Annotated in this window: 19 protein-coding genes; 7 read left to right on the plus strand and 12 right to left on the minus strand. The window is 65.2% G+C overall.

What is annotated here, in order from left to right:
- Positions 1-6: 6 nt before the first annotated feature.
- Entirely contained in the window at positions 7-1,257 is a 1,251-nt protein-coding gene (locus AC07Y0_RS00705; RefSeq protein ID WP_498673545.1) for a sarcosine oxidase subunit beta family protein, read from the minus strand.
- Between the two features lie 161 nt (positions 1,258-1,418).
- On the opposite strand from AC07Y0_RS00705, the gene AC07Y0_RS00710 reads away from it, so the two are divergent.
- Positions 1,419-2,312 carry a GlxA family transcriptional regulator gene (locus AC07Y0_RS00710; RefSeq protein ID WP_498680153.1) on the plus strand — a complete coding sequence of 298 codons (894 nt, stop codon included), beginning with the start codon at positions 1,419-1,421 and terminating at the stop codon, positions 2,310-2,312.
- Positions 2,313-2,357: 45 nt separating this feature from the next.
- Positions 2,358-3,026 carry a helix-turn-helix domain-containing protein gene (locus AC07Y0_RS00715; RefSeq protein ID WP_498673547.1) on the plus strand — a complete coding sequence of 223 codons (669 nt, stop codon included), beginning with the start codon at positions 2,358-2,360 and terminating at the stop codon, positions 3,024-3,026.
- Positions 3,027-3,108: 82 nt separating this feature from the next.
- Here the strand turns inward: AC07Y0_RS00715 and AC07Y0_RS00720 are convergent, their stop codons facing one another.
- A complete protein-coding gene (locus AC07Y0_RS00720; protein WP_498673549.1) occupies positions 3,109-4,467 on the minus strand; it encodes an ATP-binding protein in 1,359 nt (452 codons plus the stop codon).
- Positions 4,464-5,123: a response regulator transcription factor gene (locus AC07Y0_RS00725; RefSeq protein WP_498673551.1), complete on the minus strand. Its 660-nt coding sequence runs from the start codon at positions 5,121-5,123 to the stop codon at positions 4,464-4,466. Before AC07Y0_RS00725 ends, AC07Y0_RS00720 begins: the two co-directional genes overlap by 4 nt.
- Before the next feature lie 142 nt (positions 5,124-5,265).
- Here AC07Y0_RS00725 and AC07Y0_RS00730 point away from each other — a divergent pair, with 142 nt between their 5' ends.
- The 5 genes from AC07Y0_RS00730 (at position 5,266) to AC07Y0_RS00750 (ending at position 9,730) form a co-directional block, all read left to right on the plus strand.
- The gene (locus AC07Y0_RS00730; RefSeq protein WP_498673553.1) at positions 5,266-5,544 is read left to right on the plus strand and encodes a PepSY domain-containing protein; all 279 of its coding nucleotides are present in this window, start codon (positions 5,266-5,268) and stop codon (positions 5,542-5,544) included.
- A 145-nt stretch (positions 5,545-5,689) separates the two neighbouring features.
- The gene (locus AC07Y0_RS00735) at positions 5,690-6,073 is read left to right on the plus strand and encodes a hypothetical protein (protein WP_498673555.1); all 384 of its coding nucleotides are present in this window, start codon (positions 5,690-5,692) and stop codon (positions 6,071-6,073) included.
- A gap of 31 nt (positions 6,074-6,104) precedes the next feature.
- Positions 6,105-6,575, plus strand: coding sequence for a DUF2271 domain-containing protein (locus AC07Y0_RS00740; RefSeq protein WP_498673557.1), 471 nt, complete (start codon positions 6,105-6,107; stop codon positions 6,573-6,575).
- Between the two features lie 16 nt (positions 6,576-6,591).
- Complete coding sequence (locus AC07Y0_RS00745) at positions 6,592-8,790, plus strand: PepSY domain-containing protein (protein WP_498673558.1); 2,199 nt, start codon at positions 6,592-6,594, stop codon at positions 8,788-8,790.
- The gene (locus AC07Y0_RS00750; RefSeq protein ID WP_498673561.1) at positions 8,771-9,730 is read left to right on the plus strand and encodes an FAD:protein FMN transferase; all 960 of its coding nucleotides are present in this window, start codon (positions 8,771-8,773) and stop codon (positions 9,728-9,730) included. Before AC07Y0_RS00745 ends, AC07Y0_RS00750 begins: the two co-directional genes overlap by 20 nt.
- A gap of 79 nt (positions 9,731-9,809) precedes the next feature.
- On the opposite strand, the gene AC07Y0_RS00755 is transcribed toward AC07Y0_RS00750, so the two are convergent.
- The 9 genes from AC07Y0_RS00755 to AC07Y0_RS00795 form a co-directional block, all read right to left on the minus strand.
- The gene (locus AC07Y0_RS00755; protein ID WP_498673563.1) at positions 9,810-11,087 is read right to left on the minus strand and encodes an L-fuconate dehydratase; all 1,278 of its coding nucleotides are present in this window, start codon (positions 11,085-11,087) and stop codon (positions 9,810-9,812) included.
- 29 nt (positions 11,088-11,116) lie between these two features.
- Positions 11,117-11,962: a fumarylacetoacetate hydrolase family protein gene (locus AC07Y0_RS00760; RefSeq protein ID WP_498673565.1), complete on the minus strand. Its 846-nt coding sequence runs from the start codon at positions 11,960-11,962 to the stop codon at positions 11,117-11,119.
- Positions 11,963-11,984: 22 nt separating this feature from the next.
- Positions 11,985-12,734, minus strand: a complete 750-nt coding sequence (locus AC07Y0_RS00765; protein WP_498673567.1) for an SDR family oxidoreductase — start codon at positions 12,732-12,734, stop codon at positions 11,985-11,987.
- A 28-nt stretch (positions 12,735-12,762) separates the two neighbouring features.
- On the minus strand, positions 12,763-13,215 hold the full coding sequence (locus AC07Y0_RS00770) for a MaoC/PaaZ C-terminal domain-containing protein (RefSeq protein ID WP_498673569.1): 453 nt from the start codon (positions 13,213-13,215) through the stop codon (positions 12,763-12,765).
- Between the two features lie 14 nt (positions 13,216-13,229).
- Positions 13,230-14,297, minus strand: a complete 1,068-nt coding sequence (locus tag AC07Y0_RS00775) for a Gfo/Idh/MocA family protein (RefSeq protein WP_498673570.1) — start codon at positions 14,295-14,297, stop codon at positions 13,230-13,232.
- A 225-nt stretch (positions 14,298-14,522) separates the two neighbouring features.
- Positions 14,523-14,852 (minus strand): L-rhamnose mutarotase, encoded by a 330-nt coding sequence (locus AC07Y0_RS00780; protein WP_498673572.1) that lies wholly within the window; start codon positions 14,850-14,852, stop codon positions 14,523-14,525.
- Between the two features lie 14 nt (positions 14,853-14,866).
- Complete coding sequence (locus tag AC07Y0_RS00785) at positions 14,867-15,976, minus strand: mandelate racemase/muconate lactonizing enzyme family protein (protein WP_498673575.1); 1,110 nt, start codon at positions 15,974-15,976, stop codon at positions 14,867-14,869.
- A gap of 3 nt (positions 15,977-15,979) precedes the next feature.
- Entirely contained in the window at positions 15,980-17,077 is a 1,098-nt protein-coding gene (locus tag AC07Y0_RS00790; protein ID WP_498673576.1) for an ABC transporter ATP-binding protein, read from the minus strand.
- A gap of 3 nt (positions 17,078-17,080) precedes the next feature.
- On the minus strand, positions 17,081-17,947 hold the full coding sequence (locus AC07Y0_RS00795) for a carbohydrate ABC transporter permease (protein WP_498673578.1): 867 nt from the start codon (positions 17,945-17,947) through the stop codon (positions 17,081-17,083).
- Position 17,948: the final 1 nt, after the last annotated feature.

Consider the following 17,948-nt stretch of genomic DNA (forward strand, 5'->3'; position numbering starts at 1 on the left):
CGTCCTTCAATGCAGGTTCGGCTGGGCGCCCTGGCCCTTTTCGTCGATCACGTAACCGCGGCGGAACCGGTCGAGGCGGAAAGCCCGGGCGGTCTCGTGCGGTTCTTCGCGGGCGATCAGGTGGGCGAAGCAATAGCCCGATGCGGGCGTCGCCTTGAATCCGCCATAGCACCAGCCGGAATTCAGATAGAGATTGTCGAGATGGACTTTGTCGATGATCGGCGAACCGTCCATGCTCATGTCCATGATGCCGCCCCAGGAGCGCAGGACCCGGATGCGCGACAGCGCCGGGATCATCGCCTTGCCGGCTTCCGCGACATGCTCGACGGTCGCCAGATTGCCGCGCTGGGCATAGGAATTGTAGCCGTCGATGTCGCCGCCGAAGACGAGGCCGCCCTTGTCCGACTGCGAGACGTAGAAGTGCCCGGCGCCGAAGGTGACGACGCAGTCGATGAAAGGCTTCAGCCCTTCGGAGACGAATGCCTGAAGCACATGGCTCTCGATCGGCAGCTTGAGCTCGACCATCTCGGTGACGCGCGAGGAATTGCCGGCGGCAGCGAGCGCGAGCTTGTTGCAGCCGATGAAGCCGCGGGTCGTCTCGACGCCGACCGCCTTGCCGTTTTCACGGCGGATGCTGGTGACTTCGCAGTTCTGGAGGATGTCGACGCCATGCGCGTCGGCGCCGCGGGCATAGCCCCAGGCCACCGCATCGTGGCGCACCGTTCCGCCGCGCTGCTGCAAGAGGCCGCCCTGGATGGGGAAGCGGGCATTGTCATAGTCGAGGAAGGGCAGCTTCGCCTTGACCGCCTCGCGATCCAGCAGTTCGGCGTCCACGCCGTGCAGCCGCATGGCATTACCGCGTCGGGTATAGGCGTCGCGCTGGGCGTCGGAATGGTAGAGGTTCAGCACGCCGCGCTGCGACACCATGGCGTTGAAGTTGAAGTCCTGTTCCAGTCCCTCCCAGAGCTTCATCGACAGTTCGTAGAACGGGTTGTTGCCCGGCAGTAGATAGTTCGAGCGGATGATCGTGGTGTTGCGGCCGACATTGCCGGAGCCGATATAGCCTTTCTCGACCACGGCGATGTTCCTGATCCCGAAGACCTTGGAAAGATAATAGGCGGTCGATAGCCCGTGTCCGCCGCCGCCGACGATCACCACGTCGTAATGCGGCTTAGGGTCCGGCTGGCGCCAATGGGCGGCCCAGTTCCTGTTGCCGCGCAGGCCGTTGAGGAAAATCGAAAGAGCGGAATAGCGCATCAGTGCCGCCTGCTGATTGGAGGAGACCCGCAGCATACGTCCGCGACGAGTTTTATGAATTGCACAAAAGAGACGGATAAGGATAGAAATGGGCCGTGACAGATGTTTCGCCTTCTTCGACGCACCGCTATGGTTTTGTGCTGACCCCCAACTTCGCGCTGATGTCCTATGCATCGGCAACCGAGCCGTTGCGCGCGGCCAATCTGATCGCCCAGACCCCGCGCTATGAGGTCGTCCCGCTCTCGATCGGCGGGCGGCCCGTATTATCCTCCGCGGGCTTTGCCATCCCCTGCCGGGACATAGCCGGGGCCGGCAGCGACTATCACACGATCTTCGTCGTCGCTGGCGGCAACCCCGAAGACTGGAAGCAGGCGGCAGGCCTGCATCCAGCCTTGCGGAGGCTTTCGCGCCAGGGCGTTCGGATCGGCGGCATTTCCAGCGGTTCGTACCTGCTTGCCGCATCCGGCCTACTGGACGGCCGAGACTTCACCATCCACTGGGAGCACGCGCCGGCCCTGGCCGAAGCCTTCCCAAAGCTTGTCCCGCGCCAGGCGCGCTACGTGCTGGACGGTGATCGCATCACCTGCGGCGGCGGCATCGCACCGCTCGACATGATGCATGCGCTGATTGCCGGGCGCATGGGTCAGGCCTTCGCGCGGCGGGTCAGCGACTGGTATCTTCACACCGCCGTCGCCGAGCCTGGCGGGCCGCAAAGGGGCTCGTCGACGGAACGCTTCGGCACGCATCATCCGGCCCTCGTCACGGTGCTGGAGACGATGGAAACGACGATCGAAAATCCGCTTTCCCGCCGCGACATGGCGCGCCTGGCGGGCATCAGTCCGCGCCATCTCGACCGCCTGTTTGCCGAACAGATGCCGGCCGGTTTCCTCGAGAGTTACCGCAATATCCGGCTCGATCATGCCCGCAAGCTTCTCGAGCAGAGCCCTCTCGCCATTTCGGAGGTCGCCTTTGCCACCGGCTTTTCGAGCGCCTCGCATTTTTCGCGGGCCTACAAACAGCGTTTTGGCATCCAGCCGAAATCCGTTAGAGCGTAGATGAGACAAAGGCGGTTCGGCGCGCGAACCGGGAGTGAGGGAGAGATGACGGTGGACAGGAAGAATGCGGCAAAGGCGGCGAAGGTTGCCAAGGCGGTTCTGGCGCAGAATCCCCATGCCGTGCGCGAACCGCGGGCCAACACGCTGGAAATGGCGATCGGCCACGAGGTGCGCACCTATCGCAAGAAGCTCGGGCTGACGGTCGCCGACCTGGCCTCCGCCACCGGCATGTCGGTCGGCATGCTGTCGAAGATCGAGAACGGCAATATCTCGTCCTCGCTCAACACCCTGCAGTCGCTCTCCACCGCGCTCAGCGTGCCGATCACCGCCTTCTTTCGCGGCTATGAGGAGCCGAAGAGCGCCAGCTTCGTCAAGGCGGGCGAGGGCGTGGACATCGAGCGGCGCGGCACGCGCGCCGGCCACCACTACAGTCTGCTCGGCCATATCGAGAACAACACGTCGGGCGTGGCGGTGGAGCCCTATCTCATCACGCTCAACGCGGAATCGGACATCTTCCCGACCTTCCAGCACGAGGGCATGGAGTTCCTCTACATGGTGGAAGGCGAGGTGGTCTATCGCCATGGCGAGAGCCTCTACCGGATGCAGCCGGGCGACAGCCTGTTCTTCGACGCGGATGCGCCGCACGGGCCCGAGGAACTGGTCAAGCTGCCGGCCCGATACCTGTCCATCATCTCTTACCCGCAGCAGGGGTAATTGGCCCAAGGGGGACCCGTTCCTCAGTCGCGATCGGATCAGATGGCGGCCTCGCCGCCGTTAACCACCAGGATATTGCCTTCTATCTGGCAATCGTGAGGGGAAACAGGACGGAGACCTTCACCCCTCCCTTGGTTTCCGAGAGCGGCGATGTGACGGTGATGGTCGCGCCGGCCCGGTCTGCAATGGCCTTGACGATGGCAAGGCCAAGTCCGCTGCCTTCCGTGGTGGCGGAACCGCGTTCGAATCGTTGCATCAGCCGTTCGACGGCTTCGGGCGGCAGGGCCGCTCCCTCGTTGCAGACGGAGAGCGAACCGCCGGCATCGAGCGTGACAGTAATGGGGCGGTCAGGCGCCCCGTGACGCAACGCATTCTCGATCAGGTTGCGGCACAGGATGCCGAAGGCATCCGGGTCGAGGGCGGACAGGACCGGCACGTCGGGCAGGACGACGTCAATCCGCCCGACGCCCGAGCCGGAGCGGGTGAAGTCCTGCGCCACCAGACGGACGACAATGCGCAGATCCGAAGCTTCGTCGAGCTCGAGGCGGCTTCCCTCGGCCCGGGCGAGTTGCATCAGCTTCTCCGACATCCGCATCAGCCGCTTGAGGGTCGTTTCGATGTCGGTCGCGCGCTGCCGGGCCTGGACGTCGTCGGTTTCCGTTCGCAGGCGCTGGGCCTGGGCAATGGCGCCTGCGACCGGGGTGCGCAGTTCATGAGCGGCGCTTGCGGCAAAGGCGCGCTCCGCCTCGAACGCGGCCCGCAGGCGGTCGAGCAACTGGTTGACCGCGCCGATGATCGGTTCGAGTTCTGTTGGAAGACCGCTGTCGGGCAGGGCCGAGAGGTCCTGGGCGCCGCGTTTTGCCAGGTCTTGGCGCAGCGTGCGTACCGGACGGAACCCGCGTCGGACCGCCGCCACGATGGCCAGGAGGCTGAGCGGGATGACCACGATCAGCGGAAGGATCAGGGCGATCAGCATCCCGCGCGACATTTCCTGGCGATGATCGAGCGGTTCGGCGACCGCGATAGTGAGATCCCCATCAAGGGCAGCGTCGTAGTACAAGCGGTGCGTCGCGGTCTGGCGGAAACCGCTTCCGTCAAAGGGCGGGAAATCGGCATCGGCAGCACCTTCCGCGCGCAGCAGCACGCGACCTTGCCGATCACGAACGAGGTAGGTCACGGCCTCGTCACCCCGGCTTAGCCGACCGATATGTTGATCGCGGTCTTCGCCATCGTCATCATCGTCCTCTCGCCCACGACGCAGATCGTGGACGGCGAGCGGCAGGATGCGTTCCGCCGTTGCCTGGAGGCCCTTATCGAAGACTTCCTCCATCTCGTGACCGAGGCGGTGCGTCGTGACAGAGGCGGCGGCGAGCCACAACACCGTGATCGGCAATCCGACGGCCAGGGCCAACCGGGCCTGAAGCGAACGGGGAAGTCTCATGGCCGGCCCAGACGGTAGCCGAGACCCCGTTCCGTTTCGATGACGTGTGCGCCGAGCTTCTTGCGCAGGCGGCTGACATGAACCTCGATCGCATTGCTGTCGATTTCCGTGTCGAAGGAGTAGAGCCGCTCCTCGAGCTGGGCCTTGGACAACAACTGCCCCGGCCGCTGCAGGAAGGCTTCGAACAGCACCCATTCGCGCGCCGTCAGGCCGATGGATTTGCCGTTGCCGACAATGCTGCGTGCGGCAAGATCGATCTGCAGCGGGCCGAGCGTGATGATCGGATTGGGATTGCCGGTGTATCGCCGTGCAACGGAGCCGATGCGCGCCGAGAGTTCTGCGAGGTCGAAAGGTTTCACCAGATAGTCGTCGGCGCCGGCGTTCAGTCCGCCGATCCGGTCGGAGACCTGGTCGAGCGCCGTCAGGATGATGACCGGCGTCACGTCGCCGCGACCCCGCAGGGTTTTCAGGAAGGGGATACCGCGGCCGTCGGGCAGCATCAGGTCGAGCAGAACCAGGTCATAGGCGGCAGCGGCCAGCGCGTCGCCCGCCGCGTCCAGGCGCATGACCCAGTCGACGGAATGGCCGTCGGCCGCGATCTGGTCGCGCACGGCAGCCCCCAGCACGGTGTCGTCCTCAATCAGCAGGATTCGCATCTCTGGCTCTCGGCCCCTTGTTCATTCGATCTCTAATCCATTGCTGACCTGACGGGAAGCTGAAGCAACGCCGCCCAGACCTTAAGGCGTCCGTCAGCTTGCGGCGCGACATAGGGCGCCATAGCCGACAAGGAGGCAGACAATGACAGCCAGATCCGCCGTGACGGCGGCGCTCATCGCACTTGCGGCCAGCACCGCATTGGCCAGCGACGACTGCAACATTCCCATGGCCAACTGGCAACCGCGCGAGGCGGTGCGCGCCATGGTCGAGGCGCGCGGCTGGAGGCTCGATCGCATCAAGATCGACGACGGTTGCTACGAAGTCCACGTGACCGATGCCGAGGGCAAGCGCTTCGAAGCGATGATCGACCCCGCGACGCTCGAGATCCTCGAGATCGAGGTCAACCATCATCATCGCTGAGTGCCTCGAATGCTGACGTCAAGCTGAAGCGGATTTCACGACGGTGTCAGGAAGCGATCAGCGAGATCCGCCATTTCTTTCGCGTCCACAGCTTCGCCAACGATACCAAACGACGAATTCAAACCACGAACCCAAGGAGTCCATCATGAAAAACCTGCGCATCCTGCTTCTGGCAACGGTCGCAACCGGTGGCGTTCTCGCTGCCTTCGCGAGTGGTGCCGGCCCCCTCGTTCGTCTCTCGAACACGACTGCGACCACCGGAGCAAACGCTCCCCTGGTGCTGGTCGACGATGACGAGGACGAAGATGAAGGCGGCTACCTCAGTTGGAGGAAGTCCGGTCACGGACACGACCGCCATGATGACGATGATGAAGATGAAGACGGTGAAGATGACGATGAAGATGAAGATGACGACGACGATGGGCAGCGCCGCGGCGGCCAGAACAACCCGGGCCGGGTCGGCACCATGCCGCCGCCGAAGAACGGTCTGATCCTCGAGGGCAGTGCCCCCCAGGTTCAGGTGAACTGATCCTCCTTCCAGATCCATACGGAGCCAGACGATGAAATCTCTTCTTGCCATTCTCTCCATCACCACCGCGCTGACCTTGCCGGGTCTGGCCATGGCGCGCGACGTGACCCTCACCACGAACCTGAAGAACTACGGCGGTGACGGAGCCTATCTCGCCTATTACGTCACCGACGCCGACGGCACCTATGTCGGCAGTCTGTGGCTGGCGGGCGGAAAGGCCCGCTACTACGAGCATCTGAGCGGCTGGTACCGTGCCACCGGCGGGGATACGGCCGAAATCAGCGGCATCACCGGCGCAAGCGTCGGCGCCGGGCGCTCGCTGAGCGTCACGCTCGACCTTGCCGACACCCTCTTCGATGCGGGCTACGAGCTGCACATCGATGCCGCCGTTGAGGACATGCGCGACAGCCCCTCGGAAATCGTCGTTCCGCTGACCGTGAACGGCTCCGGCCAGGCGGTTCAGGGCAGCCGCTACATCGCCGACTTCAACTACAAGCTCTGAGAGGGAAGGTCCCGCCATGATCCGGTCGCTTCACCGTTGGCCAGGGCTGATCGCCGCCTTGCTCCTGTGCGTCATTGCGGTCAGCGGGACGGCGCTCTCGCTCTTTCCCGCGCTCGAATCCGCAAGTTCGCCGGCCGCGCCGGCGATCAGCGTGGCGGAACTCGCTGCGCGCGTTCAGGCTGCTGAGCCGACGGTGGAGCAGATCCGGCAGGCGCCGTCCGGCCGGATCACCGCCTACTATTACGAAGGCGATCAGCCGGCGGCAGCCGTGATTGATCCCTCGACCGGGGCAGCCATCGGCAGTGCCGATACGTCTGCCTTGCAGCGCTGGCTGACCAATCTTCACCGTTCGCTCTTCCTCGATGATGCCGGGCGGATCGTGGCTGCAATCGGGGCGGCCGCGATGCTGGCGATGTCGATCTCCGGGCTTGCGCTTCTTGCGCGGCGTGCCGGCGGCTGGCGCCATATCTTCGCATCTCCGCGCGGTCGTGGCGACGGCAGGCTGCATGCCTCGATCGCCCGGTTTTCGGTCGCCGGCCTGATGCTGTCTTCGCTCACCGCCCTGTGGATGACGGCGTCGACCTTCGGCTTCGTTCCGGAAGGCGCCGGCGCGCCGGCCTTCCCCGCCGATGTCAGCGGGCGGACCGGGCTTGCTCCGGCCTCCATCGAACTCCTGCAGCAGACGCCGATCGCCGATCTGCGAAAGCTGACCTTCCCGGTTGCCGGCGACAAGAACGACGTCTTCACGCTGAAGACGACCGCCGGCGAGGGGTATCTGGATCAGGGAACCGGTGCATTGCTTGCCTGGTCGGATGCCGGTGCATGGGCGTCGGTCTCCGAGTTCATCATCATGCTGCATACGGGGCAGGGCGCGTCCGTGCTCGGTCTTCTGCTCGGCCTGTCGGCGCTCGCTGTGCCGGTCATGAGCTGGTCGGGTATCCGCCTCTGGCTCCGCGGACGAAAGGATCGCAAGAGCGCCTCCGTGCCCGCCGACGAGGCTGACACCATCGTGCTTGTCGGCAGCGAAGGCGGCACCACCTGGGGCTTTGCGGAAACGCTCCGCGCCGCCCTCACCTCCGCGGGAGAAAAAGTCCATGTCGGCCCCATGTCGGCCTTCGAACCCGCTCGCTGGCCTCGGGCGAAACGGATCGTCCTGCTCGCCGCCACCTATGGCGACGGCGAGGCACCGTCTTCGGCCCATGGTTTCCTCCAGCGGCTTGCCGCCCTGCCGTCGGCGCCCGAGGCTCCGCTCGCCGTCCTCGGTTTCGGCGATCGGTCGTTCCCCGCCTTCTGCTCTTACGCGGCGGAGATCGTCGGTGCGGCCGAGGCCAAGGGCTGGCGCCAGCTCCTGCCGATGGACACGGTCGACCGGCAGTCGCCGCAGGATTTCGCCCGCTGGGGCCGGGATCTGGCACAAGCGCTCGGCCTCGCCTTCGAACTCAATCACCAGGCGGTGGCACCGAAGACCCTGGAACTGCGCCTGCTGTCGCGACGCGACTATGGCGCCGACGTCCAGGCGACGACAGCCATCCTGCGCTTCGCCCTGCCGAAGGTTTCGTTCTGGCAAAGGCTGGCTGGTCAGGGGTTTCCCCGTTTCGAGGCGGGTGATCTCGTCGGCATCCTTCCCGAAGGTTCCTACCTGCCGCGTCTCTATTCGCTGGCGTCGGGAAGCCGCGACGGTTTCCTCGAGATCTGCGTGCGGCGGCATCCGGGCGGTCTTTGCTCCAGCCAGCTCACCATGCTGGAGCCGGGGGACAGCGTGCACGCGTTCCTGCGCCGCAATCCGGGCTTCCGGCCGCTGCGCGGCAAGGCCCCCGTGCTGCTGATCGGCGCCGGTACGGGTATCGGTCCGCTTGCAGGCTTTGCCCGCGCCAACCGATCCCTGCGCCCGATGCACCTCTATTTCGGTGCACGCCATCCCTCCAGCGATGCGCTCTATTCGGAAGAACTGACGGGCTGGCAGCAGGATGGGCGCTTGGCTTCGGTCACCCATGCCTATTCCCGCGGGTCGCGGCCGATCTACGTACAGGACGCCCTGCGCAAGGACGCTTCTCGCGTGGCGAAGCTGGTGACGGCCGGTGCCCAGGTCATGGTCTGCGGCGGTCGCGAGATGGCGGCAGGCGTCGCCAGTGCGCTGAGCGACATCCTGGCGCCTCAGGGGCTGACCCTTGCAACACTGAAAGCGGAGGGACGTTATGCGGAAGACGTTTATTGACCTTCATCGCCACGCGCTGAACGGGCCGACCATGGGCACCCGCTGGTCCGCCCTGTTCCATGCGCCGGCCGACTTCGACCCGGGACCCGTCGAGGCCGCGATGGCGGCGGCGGTCGCCGAGGTGGATTCACAAATGTCCACGTGGAAGCCGGAGAGCGACATCAACCGCCTGAGCCTTGCCTCGCCCGGTGAATGGGTCCGCCTGCCGCCGCGCCTGATGCAGGTGCTGGAAACCGGTCTCGCCATCGGCCGGGCCTCGGGTGGGGCCTTCGACATCGGCATGGGCGATGCCGTCACGGCCTGGGGCTTTGGAGCAGAGGCTGCCGACCCGGAACGCATTCGCGGCGCCCGCGAGCGGGTGCGGCGCCCGGCCCATGAAGTTCTCGAACTCGACAGGACGCAATCGCGCGCCCGCAAGCGCGAGCAGATGGCGTTCGACCTGAACGGCATCGCCAAGGGTTACGGCGTCGATCGCCTGTGCGAGACCGCCCGTGCTTTCGGCATACAAGGGGCCTTGCTCGCCATCGACGGCGAGTTGCGGGCGCTCGGCAACCAGCCGGACGGCTCGCCCTGGGCGATCGCGGTGGAGGCCCCCCACCCCGAGCGGCGCGCGCCCCATTCCGTGCTTGCGCTTTCCGACGCGGCGGTGGCCACGTCGGGCGACTATCGTCATTGGGTCCAGGTCGGCGATCGGCGGCTGTCCCACACCATGGATCCGCGCCGCGGCATGCCGCTTGCAGCCTCGCCGGCCTCGGTCACGGTCCTTGCCGATACCTGCATGAATGCCGATGCCTGGGCGACGGCGATGATGGTGCTGGGTGCCGATCGCGGTCTGCCGCTCGCCCGAGCCATGCGGCTTTCGGTGCTGTTCCTCGATCGCGATGGTCAGGGAACCGGGACGGGTCATTTCTCCGCCGACGTGCAGAAGATCCCGGCCTGAAAGAAATGGCGGAGTCCTGCTGTTCCTGCTGGCCGGAGCGTCCGCGGGCAGGGCTGCGGAGGCTCCGGCATTCTGCAGTTCAACCGGTGAAGCGGTAGCGGGCGATCGACTCCGGTTTCATCTCGATCGAGAAGCCGGGCAGGGTGGGCGGCATATAGGCCGCGTTCTCGATCCGGCAGGGGTCGATGAAGTGCTCGTGCAGATGATCGACATATTCGATCACGCGGCCGTCCTTGGTGCCGGAGACCGCGATGTAGTCGATCATCGACAGGTGCTGGACATATTCGCACAGGCCCACGCCGCCGGCATGCGGCCAGACGGGCAGGCCGTATTTCGCCGCCAGGAGCAGAACCGCCAGCACTTCGTTCAGGCCGCCCATCCGGCATGAATCGATCTGCACGATGTCGATCGCGCCGCCGGCGATCATCTGCTTGAAGACGATGCGGTTCTGGCACATCTCGCCGGTCGCAACCTTCACCGGAGCGACTGCCTCGCGGATCGTCTTGTGGCCAGCGATGTCGTCGGGGCTGGTCGGCTCCTCGATGAAGAAGGGCTTGTAGACCGAAAGCGCCTTCACCCAGTCGATCGCCTCTCCGACTTCCCAGATCTGGTTGGCGTCGATCATCAGGTAACGGTCGTCGCCGATCACCTCGCGGGCGATCCTGAGGCGGCGCTTGTCGTCCTCGAGATCGCGGCCGACCTTCATCTTGATGTGGGTGAAGCCCTGGTCGACGGCCTCCTGGCAGAGGCGACGCAGCTTGGCATCGTCATAGCCGAGCCAGCCGGCCGAGGTCGTGTAGCAGGGATAGCCTTCATTCTCGAGCAGGGCGATGCGTTCGGCCTTGCCCGCCTCGGCGTGTCTCAGGATCGCCAGCGCTTCGTCCGGCGTGATCGCGTCGGTCAGGTAGCGGAAGTCGACGATGGACAGGATTTCCTCCGGGCTCATCTCGGCGACGAGCCGCCAGACCGGCTTTCCGGCCGCCTTGGCCATGAGGTCCCAGACGGCATTGACCACCGCGCCGGTTGCCAAGTGCATGGCACCCTTGTCCGGGCCGATCCAGCGCAACTGGCTGTCGCTCGTGACGTGGCGCCAGAAGCGTCCGGGATTGGCCGTGATCCATTCGAGTTCCAGTCCCACGACCAGATGCTTCATGGCCTCGATCGCCGCGCAGCAGATCTCGTTGCCGCGGCCGATGGTGAAGGTCAGGCCGTGGCCTTCGAGACCGGGCTTGTCGGTGCCGAGGATGACATAGGCCGCAGAGTAATCCGGGTCCGGGTTCATCGCATCGGAACCGTCGAGGCTCTCGGAGGTGGGAAAGCGCAGGTCGACCGACCGCAGGCTGGTAATTTTGGTCATGGGATCAGGCCCTTGGTTGTCGAATGGGTTCAAGCGTCGGCTTTGAAGGTCTGCTTCTGGGTTCCGAGCCCGTCGATGCCGAGTTCGACGACGTCGCCGGGTTTGAGGTAGCGCGGCGGCTTCATGCCCATGCCGACGCCGGGGGGCGTGCCGGTGGAGATCACGTCGCCGGGATGGAGCGACATGAACTGGCTGAGGTAGGAGACGAGGAAGGCGACGCCGTAGACCATGGTGGCCGAGGTGCCGTTCTGCTTCTTCTCGCCGTTGACGCTCAGCCACATGGACAGGGCCTGCGGATCGGCGATCTCGTCCTTCGTCACCAGCCAGGGGCCGATCGGGCCAAAGGTGTCGCAGGACTTGCCCTTGGTCCACTGGCCGGCGCGTTCCGTCTGGAAGGCGCGCTCCGAGACGTCGTGGGAGACGCAATAGCCGGCGACATAGTCCAGCGCATCGGCTTGCGAGACATACTTGGCGGTCTTGCCGATGACGACGCCAAGCTCGACCTCCCAGTCGGTCTTTTCCGAGCCGCGCGGGATGAGCACGTCGTCGTTCGGGCCGACGATCGCCGACGTCGCCTTCATGAAGATGACGGGTTCGGGCGGCACCGCCATGCCGCTTTCGGCGGCGTGGTCGGAATAGTTGAGCCCGATGCAGATGAACTTGCCGGTGCCGGCGACGCAAGCGCCGATGCGCCCGTCCGCCGACAGTTCCGGCAGCGTGCTCAAGTCGAGGGCGGCGATCTTCGAAAGCCCCTCGGGCGAGATCGCCACGCCGCCGATATCGGCCACATGGGCGGAGAGATCGCGGATCCTGCCGTCCCGGTCGAGAATGGCGGGCTTTTCCTGGCCGGGCTTGCCGACGCGCATCAGTTTCATGGGGGTGTCCTTTCCAGAAGAATTAGATGGTCCAGCCGCCGTCGATGGCGAAGGCCTGGCCGGAGGTATAGGTGGCGCCGGCGATGTAGACGGCGAGATCGGCGATCTCTTCCGGGGTGCCGAGCCTGCCCATGGGCTGGCGGGCGATGAAGGCGGCGCGTGCCGCGTCATAGTCGCCCTGGGCGCGCATGCGGTCCTGCAGCGAGGGGCTCTCGACCGTGCCGGGGCAGATGGCGTTCACGCGGATGCCTTGCGTCACATAGTCGGCGGCGACCGACTTGGTCAGCCCGATCACGGCGGCCTTGGTGACGGTGTAGGCGCAGCGGTTGGGCACGCCCTTCACGCTGGATGCGACCGAGGCCATGTTGATGATCGAGCCGTCGCCGCGCTCCAGCATGGCGGGCAGGACGGCGCGGATGGTGCGGATCATGGCGCGGACATTGAGGTCGAAGGCGAAGTCGAGATCGCCGGCCGTCATATCCATCACCGTGCCGCCATGGACGACGCCGGCGCAGTTGAACAGGATGTCGAAGGGCCCGGTCTCGGCGACGATGGCCTCGACCGCCGCATCCTTCAGCACGTCGAGCACGCGGGTCTCGAGCACGAGCCCTTCCGCCTTCGCCTCGGCCGCCAGGCTGCCCAGCGCCTCCGCATTGATGTCGGTCGCAACCACGCTTGCACCGGCGCGGGCAAAGGCCAGCGCACTCGCCCGCCCGATCCCCTGGCCCGAGGCCGTGATCAGGGTGCGTTTGTCTTTGAGGGAAAGCGACATGGGATCTTCCTTTCTGGATGCGGCGCGGTCAGGCGGCCGTCGGCCGGCGTTCGACGATATGGATGTGGTCGGCGGCGAGCACGACCTCGCCCTTCTGGTTGACGACTTCGGTGCGCTCGACGACGCGGCCGACCTCGGCGCGCTTCGGATCGTCCTCCTTGGCGTGGATCGTCACCCTGGTATGGATCGTGTCGCCGATGAAGACGGGCCGGATGAAGCGCATCCGGTCGTAGCCATAGGAGAAGGCCGCCGGATTGATGACCGACGCGGTGAGCCCGATGCCGATCGAGAACACCATGGTGCCGTGGGCGATGCGCTGCCCGAAGGGCGTCGTCTTGGCGAATTCCGCATCCATGTGGTGCGGGAAGAAATCGCCGGTGTGGCCGGCATGGACGATGAAATCGGTCTCGGTGATGGTGCGGCCCGTGGTCTGGCGCTGTTCGCCGATCTGGTAGTCCTCGTAGTATTTCAGCTGTTCCATTGCGGTCTTCCTTGTCAGGGCCTGTCGGCGAGCGGCGTGGCGGGGGCGGCGTTCGAGGCATAGAGCGCCTCGACCAGCGCCATCGTCATCCAGCCGTCCTCGACCGAAGAGACGAGTTCGCTGTCTTCACCGGCGGCAAAGCGCTGCAGGTTGGCCATGCGGCCGACAAAGGCGTCAGGGAACCAGGTGCCGTCGAGCGGCACGGTTACCCATTCGCTGCCGCCCTTGGGATAGATCTCGAGGATGTCCGGCTCGCCGCGCGGATAGTCGAGGTTGACGCCGAGCTGAATGTAAGCGGCGCCTTGCGTTCCGCTGACGCGGAACTCGCAGGCCTGATGCTTCCGGCCGAACTTGTGATCATGATTGATCGACAGCGCGCAGCGCACGCGATCACCATAGTCCAGGATCGCCGTGGTGCGGGTCTGGGCCATCCGGTGGCTGGGATGCCCGATCGATTTCGCATGCACGCCCTTGGGGTTACCGAGCACCTGACGGATCAGGTCGAGGTAGTGGATCGAGTGCATGGCGATCTCGATGCGCGGCAGGCCTTCGAGGAAAGCCCAGAGCTCCCAGGGCGTATCGAGCGCCAGGTGGACGTCGAAGTCGACGACTTCGCCGAGCAGGCCTTTGGCGATCGCATCCTTGAGCGCCAGCATCATCGGTGCGAAGCGCAGCTGGAAATTGACTGCGGCCTTGAGCTTCTTGTCCCGGCAGATCTTCAGGATCTCGGTCGCCGCGGCAAGGTCGGCCCCCATGGGTTTCTGGATCAGCACCGCAGCGCCGTCGGGCAGGGCCGAGAGAACCCGGGCATGGGCGGCCGGCGGGGTCGCCAGGTCGAAGACGGCATTCTCGACGGCGGCTGCCTCTTCCACGGTCGCATAGGCCTTCACGCCCCATTTGCCGGCCAGCACCCTGGCCTTGTCCTGATCCGGGTCGTAGAGGCCGGCAATCGGAAAACCGCCCTTGGCGTAGGCCGGAAAATGCGCATCGCTGACGATCGAGCCGGCGCCGAAGGTGACGATCGGGCGGGGGTTGGAGGGCCGCGGCCAGGACTGGGCGAGGGAGTGGGGGTCGAAGGTCATCGGGTCTCTTTTCCCATTGGCGTCGTGGTCGGAAGACCCCCCTCTGCCCTGCCGGGCATCTCCCCCTCAAGGGGGGAGATCGGCGAGACGCGCCGGATTGCCACACCGGCACCGTCTCCACCATTGCCACTTAGGCGGTCGAGCGGGCGCAATGCCGCGCCTGATCTCCCCCCTTGAGGGGGAGATGCCCGGCAGGGCAGAGGGGGGTGCCTGACAACCTCAATGCTAAGCATGGAAGAACACCTCTTCCATCTCCGCCCACCACTCGCCCTCCTTGCGGGTGTCGAGCGCTGCCTGGCAGGGGATACAAACGGACCACCATTCCTGGGTTTTCGGATCGGCGGCCATCTTGGCCATGTCGGCGGCGAAATCGGTGCCGTGGTATTCGAAGAAGGAGAAGAGAAGGTTCTCCGGCTCCTTGAGGAATATCGAGTAGTTCTTGATGTTGCAGGCCGAGATCATCGAAAGCACCTCCGGCCAGACGGCGGCGTGCAGGCGCTTGTATTCATCGATCTTCTCGGGCCTGACGCCGATCACCATTCCCTTGCGTTGCATGATGTCCTCCTCGTTTAGCGGATGTCCCGGTCGAATTCCGTAATCCGGCGGCCCTCGATCGCATCCCAGTCCCATTCGATGCCGAGACCCGGGGTGGTCGGTGCCAGCGCCTGGCCGTTCTCGATCACCAGGCGCGACGTAGTGATGTCGTCGAGCTGGGGAATATATTCGACATATTTTCCGTTCTGCACGGCACAGGTCAGGCTGACATGCAGTTCCATCAGGAAATGCGGGCAGACCGGCATGTCGAAGGCCTCCGCCGCATGGGCAACCTTGAGCCACGGCGTGATGCCGCCGATCCGGCCGGCGTCGACCTGGACGATGGAGCAGGCGCCTTTCTGCATATATTCGCGGAAATGGCGGATCGAATAAAGGGACTCGCCGACCGCGATCGGGGTCGATGTCGAACGGTTCAGCCGCACGTGGCCGTCGATATCGTCGGCCGGCAAAGGTTCTTCCAGCCAGGCGAGGTCGAGCTCGCGTAGACGCTCGGCCCTGCGGATCACTTCGTCGACGGCAAGGCCCTGATTGGCGTCCGTCATGATCTCGTAGCCATCGCCGACCGCCTTGCGCACGGCGGAAAGCCGGGCAAAGTCCTCGGAACCATGCGGCTTGCCGATCTTGACCTTCGAGCCGCGAAAGCCCTTGGCCTTGGCGTCGAGCGCGTCTTCGACCAGCGCTTCCGCCGGGAGGTGTAGCCAGCCGCCCTCGGTGGTGTAGAGCGGGCAGCGATCCTTGGCGCCGCCGGCAAGCTTCCAGAGCGGCAGGTTCTGCTTGCGGGCCCGCAGGTCCCAGAGCGCGGTGTCGATGGCGGCAAGCGCGATCGCAGTGATCGCGCCGATGGTCGTGGCGTGAGTCGAAAATTCCAATTCGTGCCAGATCGCTTCGATCCTATCGGCATCGCGGCCGATCAGGCGGGGGCTGAGATGGTCGGCCAGCAGCCGCATCACCGACGAGCCTCCGGTCCCGATCGTGTAGCTGTAGCCAGTGCCGGTTGCGCCGTCGCTGTCGGTGATGGTGACCAGCGGCGTCTCCTGGCTGACGAAGCTCTGGATGGCGTCCGTGCGTTCGACCTTCGGGCGAAGATCGACCATTCTCAACTCGATGCGTTCGATCCGTGCCATTGATCAGCCCCTCAGCGTCTTGCCGCTGTCGCGGTCGAACAGATGCGCCTGGGACAGGTCGAAGCAGAAGCCCAGCATTTCGCCCATCTTGAGCGGGCGCGGGTTGAGCATGCGGCCGACCCATTCGTGGCCGCCGAATTCGGAGAAGACCAGCGTCTCGTTGCCCAGCGGCTCGGTGATGCTGACCTTCAGGTCCTGGACATGCACATCGGTCTCGTGGCCGGAATGGATGCCGTGCCCGGTCGGGTAAAGATCGTCGGGGCGCAGGCCAAACGTCACCTTCCGGCCGGCGGAAACGTGGTCGGCGAACTGCTTCGGCAGCGGCAGGCTCTCGCCATTGGCGAAGACGATCCGGCCACCATCGATCTCGGCATCCTTGAGGTTCATCGGCGGCGAGCCGATGAAGCCGGCGACGAATTTGGAATTGGGGCGCTGGAACACTTCCTCGGGCGAGCCGACCTGCTCGATATAGCCGTCGCGCATGATGACGATGCGGTCGGCGAGCGTCATCGCCTCGACCTGGTCATGGGTGACGTAGATGACGGTCGACTGGACCTTGGCGTGCAGCTTCTTGATCTCGGTGCGCATCTGGGTGCGCAGCTTGGCGTCGAGGTTCGACAGCGGCTCGTCGAAGAGGAAAACCTCCGGATCGCGCACGATGGCGCGGCCCATGGCGACGCGCTGGCGCTGGCCGCCGGAAAGCTGCGAGGGGCGGCGGTCGAGAAGGGCGGTGAGGTCCAGGGTGCGGGCCGCTTCCTCGACACGGGGGCCGATTTCCTCCGGCTTCATGCCGGCGATCTTCAGCGAAAAGCCCATGTTCTCGCGCACGGTCATGTGCGGATAGAGCGCATAGGACTGGAACACCATGGCGAGGTTGCGGGCCCGCGGCGGCAGGTCATTCACGATCCGGCCGCCAATCTTCAGGTTGCCGCCGGAGATCGGCTCCAGCCCGGCAATCATTCTGAGCGTCGTCGACTTGCCGCAGCCGGAGGGGCCGACAAGGGCGATGAATTCGCGGTCGGCCACTTCGAGGTCTATGCCGTGGACCACTTCGAGGGCGCCATAGCGCTTGACCAGCTTTTCGAGGGTGACGGTTGCCATGGTCTATCCTTTGACTGCACCGGAGGTGAGGCCGGAAACGAGATGCTTCTGCACGATGAAGGTGAGCACGAGGGCCGGGATGATCATCACCACGGCGAGCGCGCACATGCCGCGCCAGTCGATGGTGAACTCCGCGGTATAGTCGAGCAGGCCGACCGGCAGGGTCTTGGAGGTGACGGAACGGGTGAGCTGCGAGGCGAGCGCGAACTCGTTCCACGAGGTGAGGAAGGCGAAGATGCCGGCCGATGCGATGCCGGGGCCGGCGAGCGGAAACTCGACCTGCCAGAAGGCCTGCCAGCGCGTGCAGCCGTCGATCTGGGCGGCTTCGGCGAGATCCTTCGGCACCTGGCGGAAGAAGCCGTCGATCAGCCAGATGGTGAAGGGCACGTTGAGCGCCACATAGACGAGGATCAGGCCGAAATGCGTGTCGATGATGCCGAGGCGGGCATAGACGAAGAACAGCGGCAGGGAGAGCGCGATGCCGGGAACCGTACGGGTCAGCATCAGGCCGAGGAAGATCGCCGACTTCGCCTTGAAGCGATAACGGGCAAAGGCATAGCCGCCGGCCATGCCGATGGCGAGCGAGATCACGGTCGAGGTGACCGAGATGATCAGCGAGTTGCGGAAATATTCGATGACCGGAATGCCGCCCTGGCCGATGCCGGAGAACATCGCGACATAGGCGTCGAGCGACAGGTCCTCAGGGATCCAGACCGGGGGCTTGGCCATGATCTCCACCGTCGGACGGAAGGAGGAGAGCACGATCCAGAGACCCGGCAGGCAGATGATGGTCATCGCCACGAACAGCGTGATCTTGTGCACGGCCGAGAGGGCCAGCGATTTCAGGCGGGCGGTTGAGTTCTCGTTCATC

The organism is Allorhizobium sp. GW101-3B10 (assembly GCF_059424725.1).

Excerpts from the sequence above, each read along its gene's own strand:
- AC07Y0_RS00705 (WP_498673545.1), bottom strand. The coding sequence starts at position 1,257 with ATGCGCTATTCCGCTCTTTCGATTTTCCTCAACGGCCTGCGCGGCAAC.
- AC07Y0_RS00710 (WP_498680153.1), top strand. The coding sequence starts at position 1,419 with ATGTCCTATGCATCGGCAACCGAGCCGTTGCGCGCGGCCAATCTGATC.
- AC07Y0_RS00715 (WP_498673547.1), top strand. The coding sequence starts at position 2,358 with ATGACGGTGGACAGGAAGAATGCGGCAAAGGCGGCGAAGGTTGCCAAG.
- AC07Y0_RS00720 (WP_498673549.1), bottom strand. The coding sequence starts at position 4,467 with ATGAGACTTCCCCGTTCGCTTCAGGCCCGGTTGGCCCTGGCCGTCGGA.
- AC07Y0_RS00725 (WP_498673551.1), bottom strand. The coding sequence starts at position 5,123 with ATGCGAATCCTGCTGATTGAGGACGACACCGTGCTGGGGGCTGCCGTG.
- AC07Y0_RS00730 (WP_498673553.1), top strand. The coding sequence starts at position 5,266 with ATGACAGCCAGATCCGCCGTGACGGCGGCGCTCATCGCACTTGCGGCC.
- AC07Y0_RS00735 (WP_498673555.1), top strand. The coding sequence starts at position 5,690 with ATGAAAAACCTGCGCATCCTGCTTCTGGCAACGGTCGCAACCGGTGGC.
- AC07Y0_RS00740 (WP_498673557.1), top strand. The coding sequence starts at position 6,105 with ATGAAATCTCTTCTTGCCATTCTCTCCATCACCACCGCGCTGACCTTG.
- AC07Y0_RS00745 (WP_498673558.1), top strand. The coding sequence starts at position 6,592 with ATGATCCGGTCGCTTCACCGTTGGCCAGGGCTGATCGCCGCCTTGCTC.
- AC07Y0_RS00750 (WP_498673561.1), top strand. The coding sequence starts at position 8,771 with ATGCGGAAGACGTTTATTGACCTTCATCGCCACGCGCTGAACGGGCCG.
- AC07Y0_RS00755 (WP_498673563.1), bottom strand. The coding sequence starts at position 11,087 with ATGACCAAAATTACCAGCCTGCGGTCGGTCGACCTGCGCTTTCCCACC.
- AC07Y0_RS00760 (WP_498673565.1), bottom strand. The coding sequence starts at position 11,962 with ATGAAACTGATGCGCGTCGGCAAGCCCGGCCAGGAAAAGCCCGCCATT.
- AC07Y0_RS00765 (WP_498673567.1), bottom strand. The coding sequence starts at position 12,734 with ATGTCGCTTTCCCTCAAAGACAAACGCACCCTGATCACGGCCTCGGGC.
- AC07Y0_RS00770 (WP_498673569.1), bottom strand. The coding sequence starts at position 13,215 with ATGGAACAGCTGAAATACTACGAGGACTACCAGATCGGCGAACAGCGC.
- AC07Y0_RS00775 (WP_498673570.1), bottom strand. The coding sequence starts at position 14,297 with ATGACCTTCGACCCCCACTCCCTCGCCCAGTCCTGGCCGCGGCCCTCC.
- AC07Y0_RS00780 (WP_498673572.1), bottom strand. The coding sequence starts at position 14,852 with ATGCAACGCAAGGGAATGGTGATCGGCGTCAGGCCCGAGAAGATCGAT.
- AC07Y0_RS00785 (WP_498673575.1), bottom strand. The coding sequence starts at position 15,976 with ATGGCACGGATCGAACGCATCGAGTTGAGAATGGTCGATCTTCGCCCG.
- AC07Y0_RS00790 (WP_498673576.1), bottom strand. The coding sequence starts at position 17,077 with ATGGCAACCGTCACCCTCGAAAAGCTGGTCAAGCGCTATGGCGCCCTC.
- AC07Y0_RS00795 (WP_498673578.1), bottom strand. The coding sequence starts at position 17,947 with ATGAACGAGAACTCAACCGCCCGCCTGAAATCGCTGGCCCTCTCGGCC.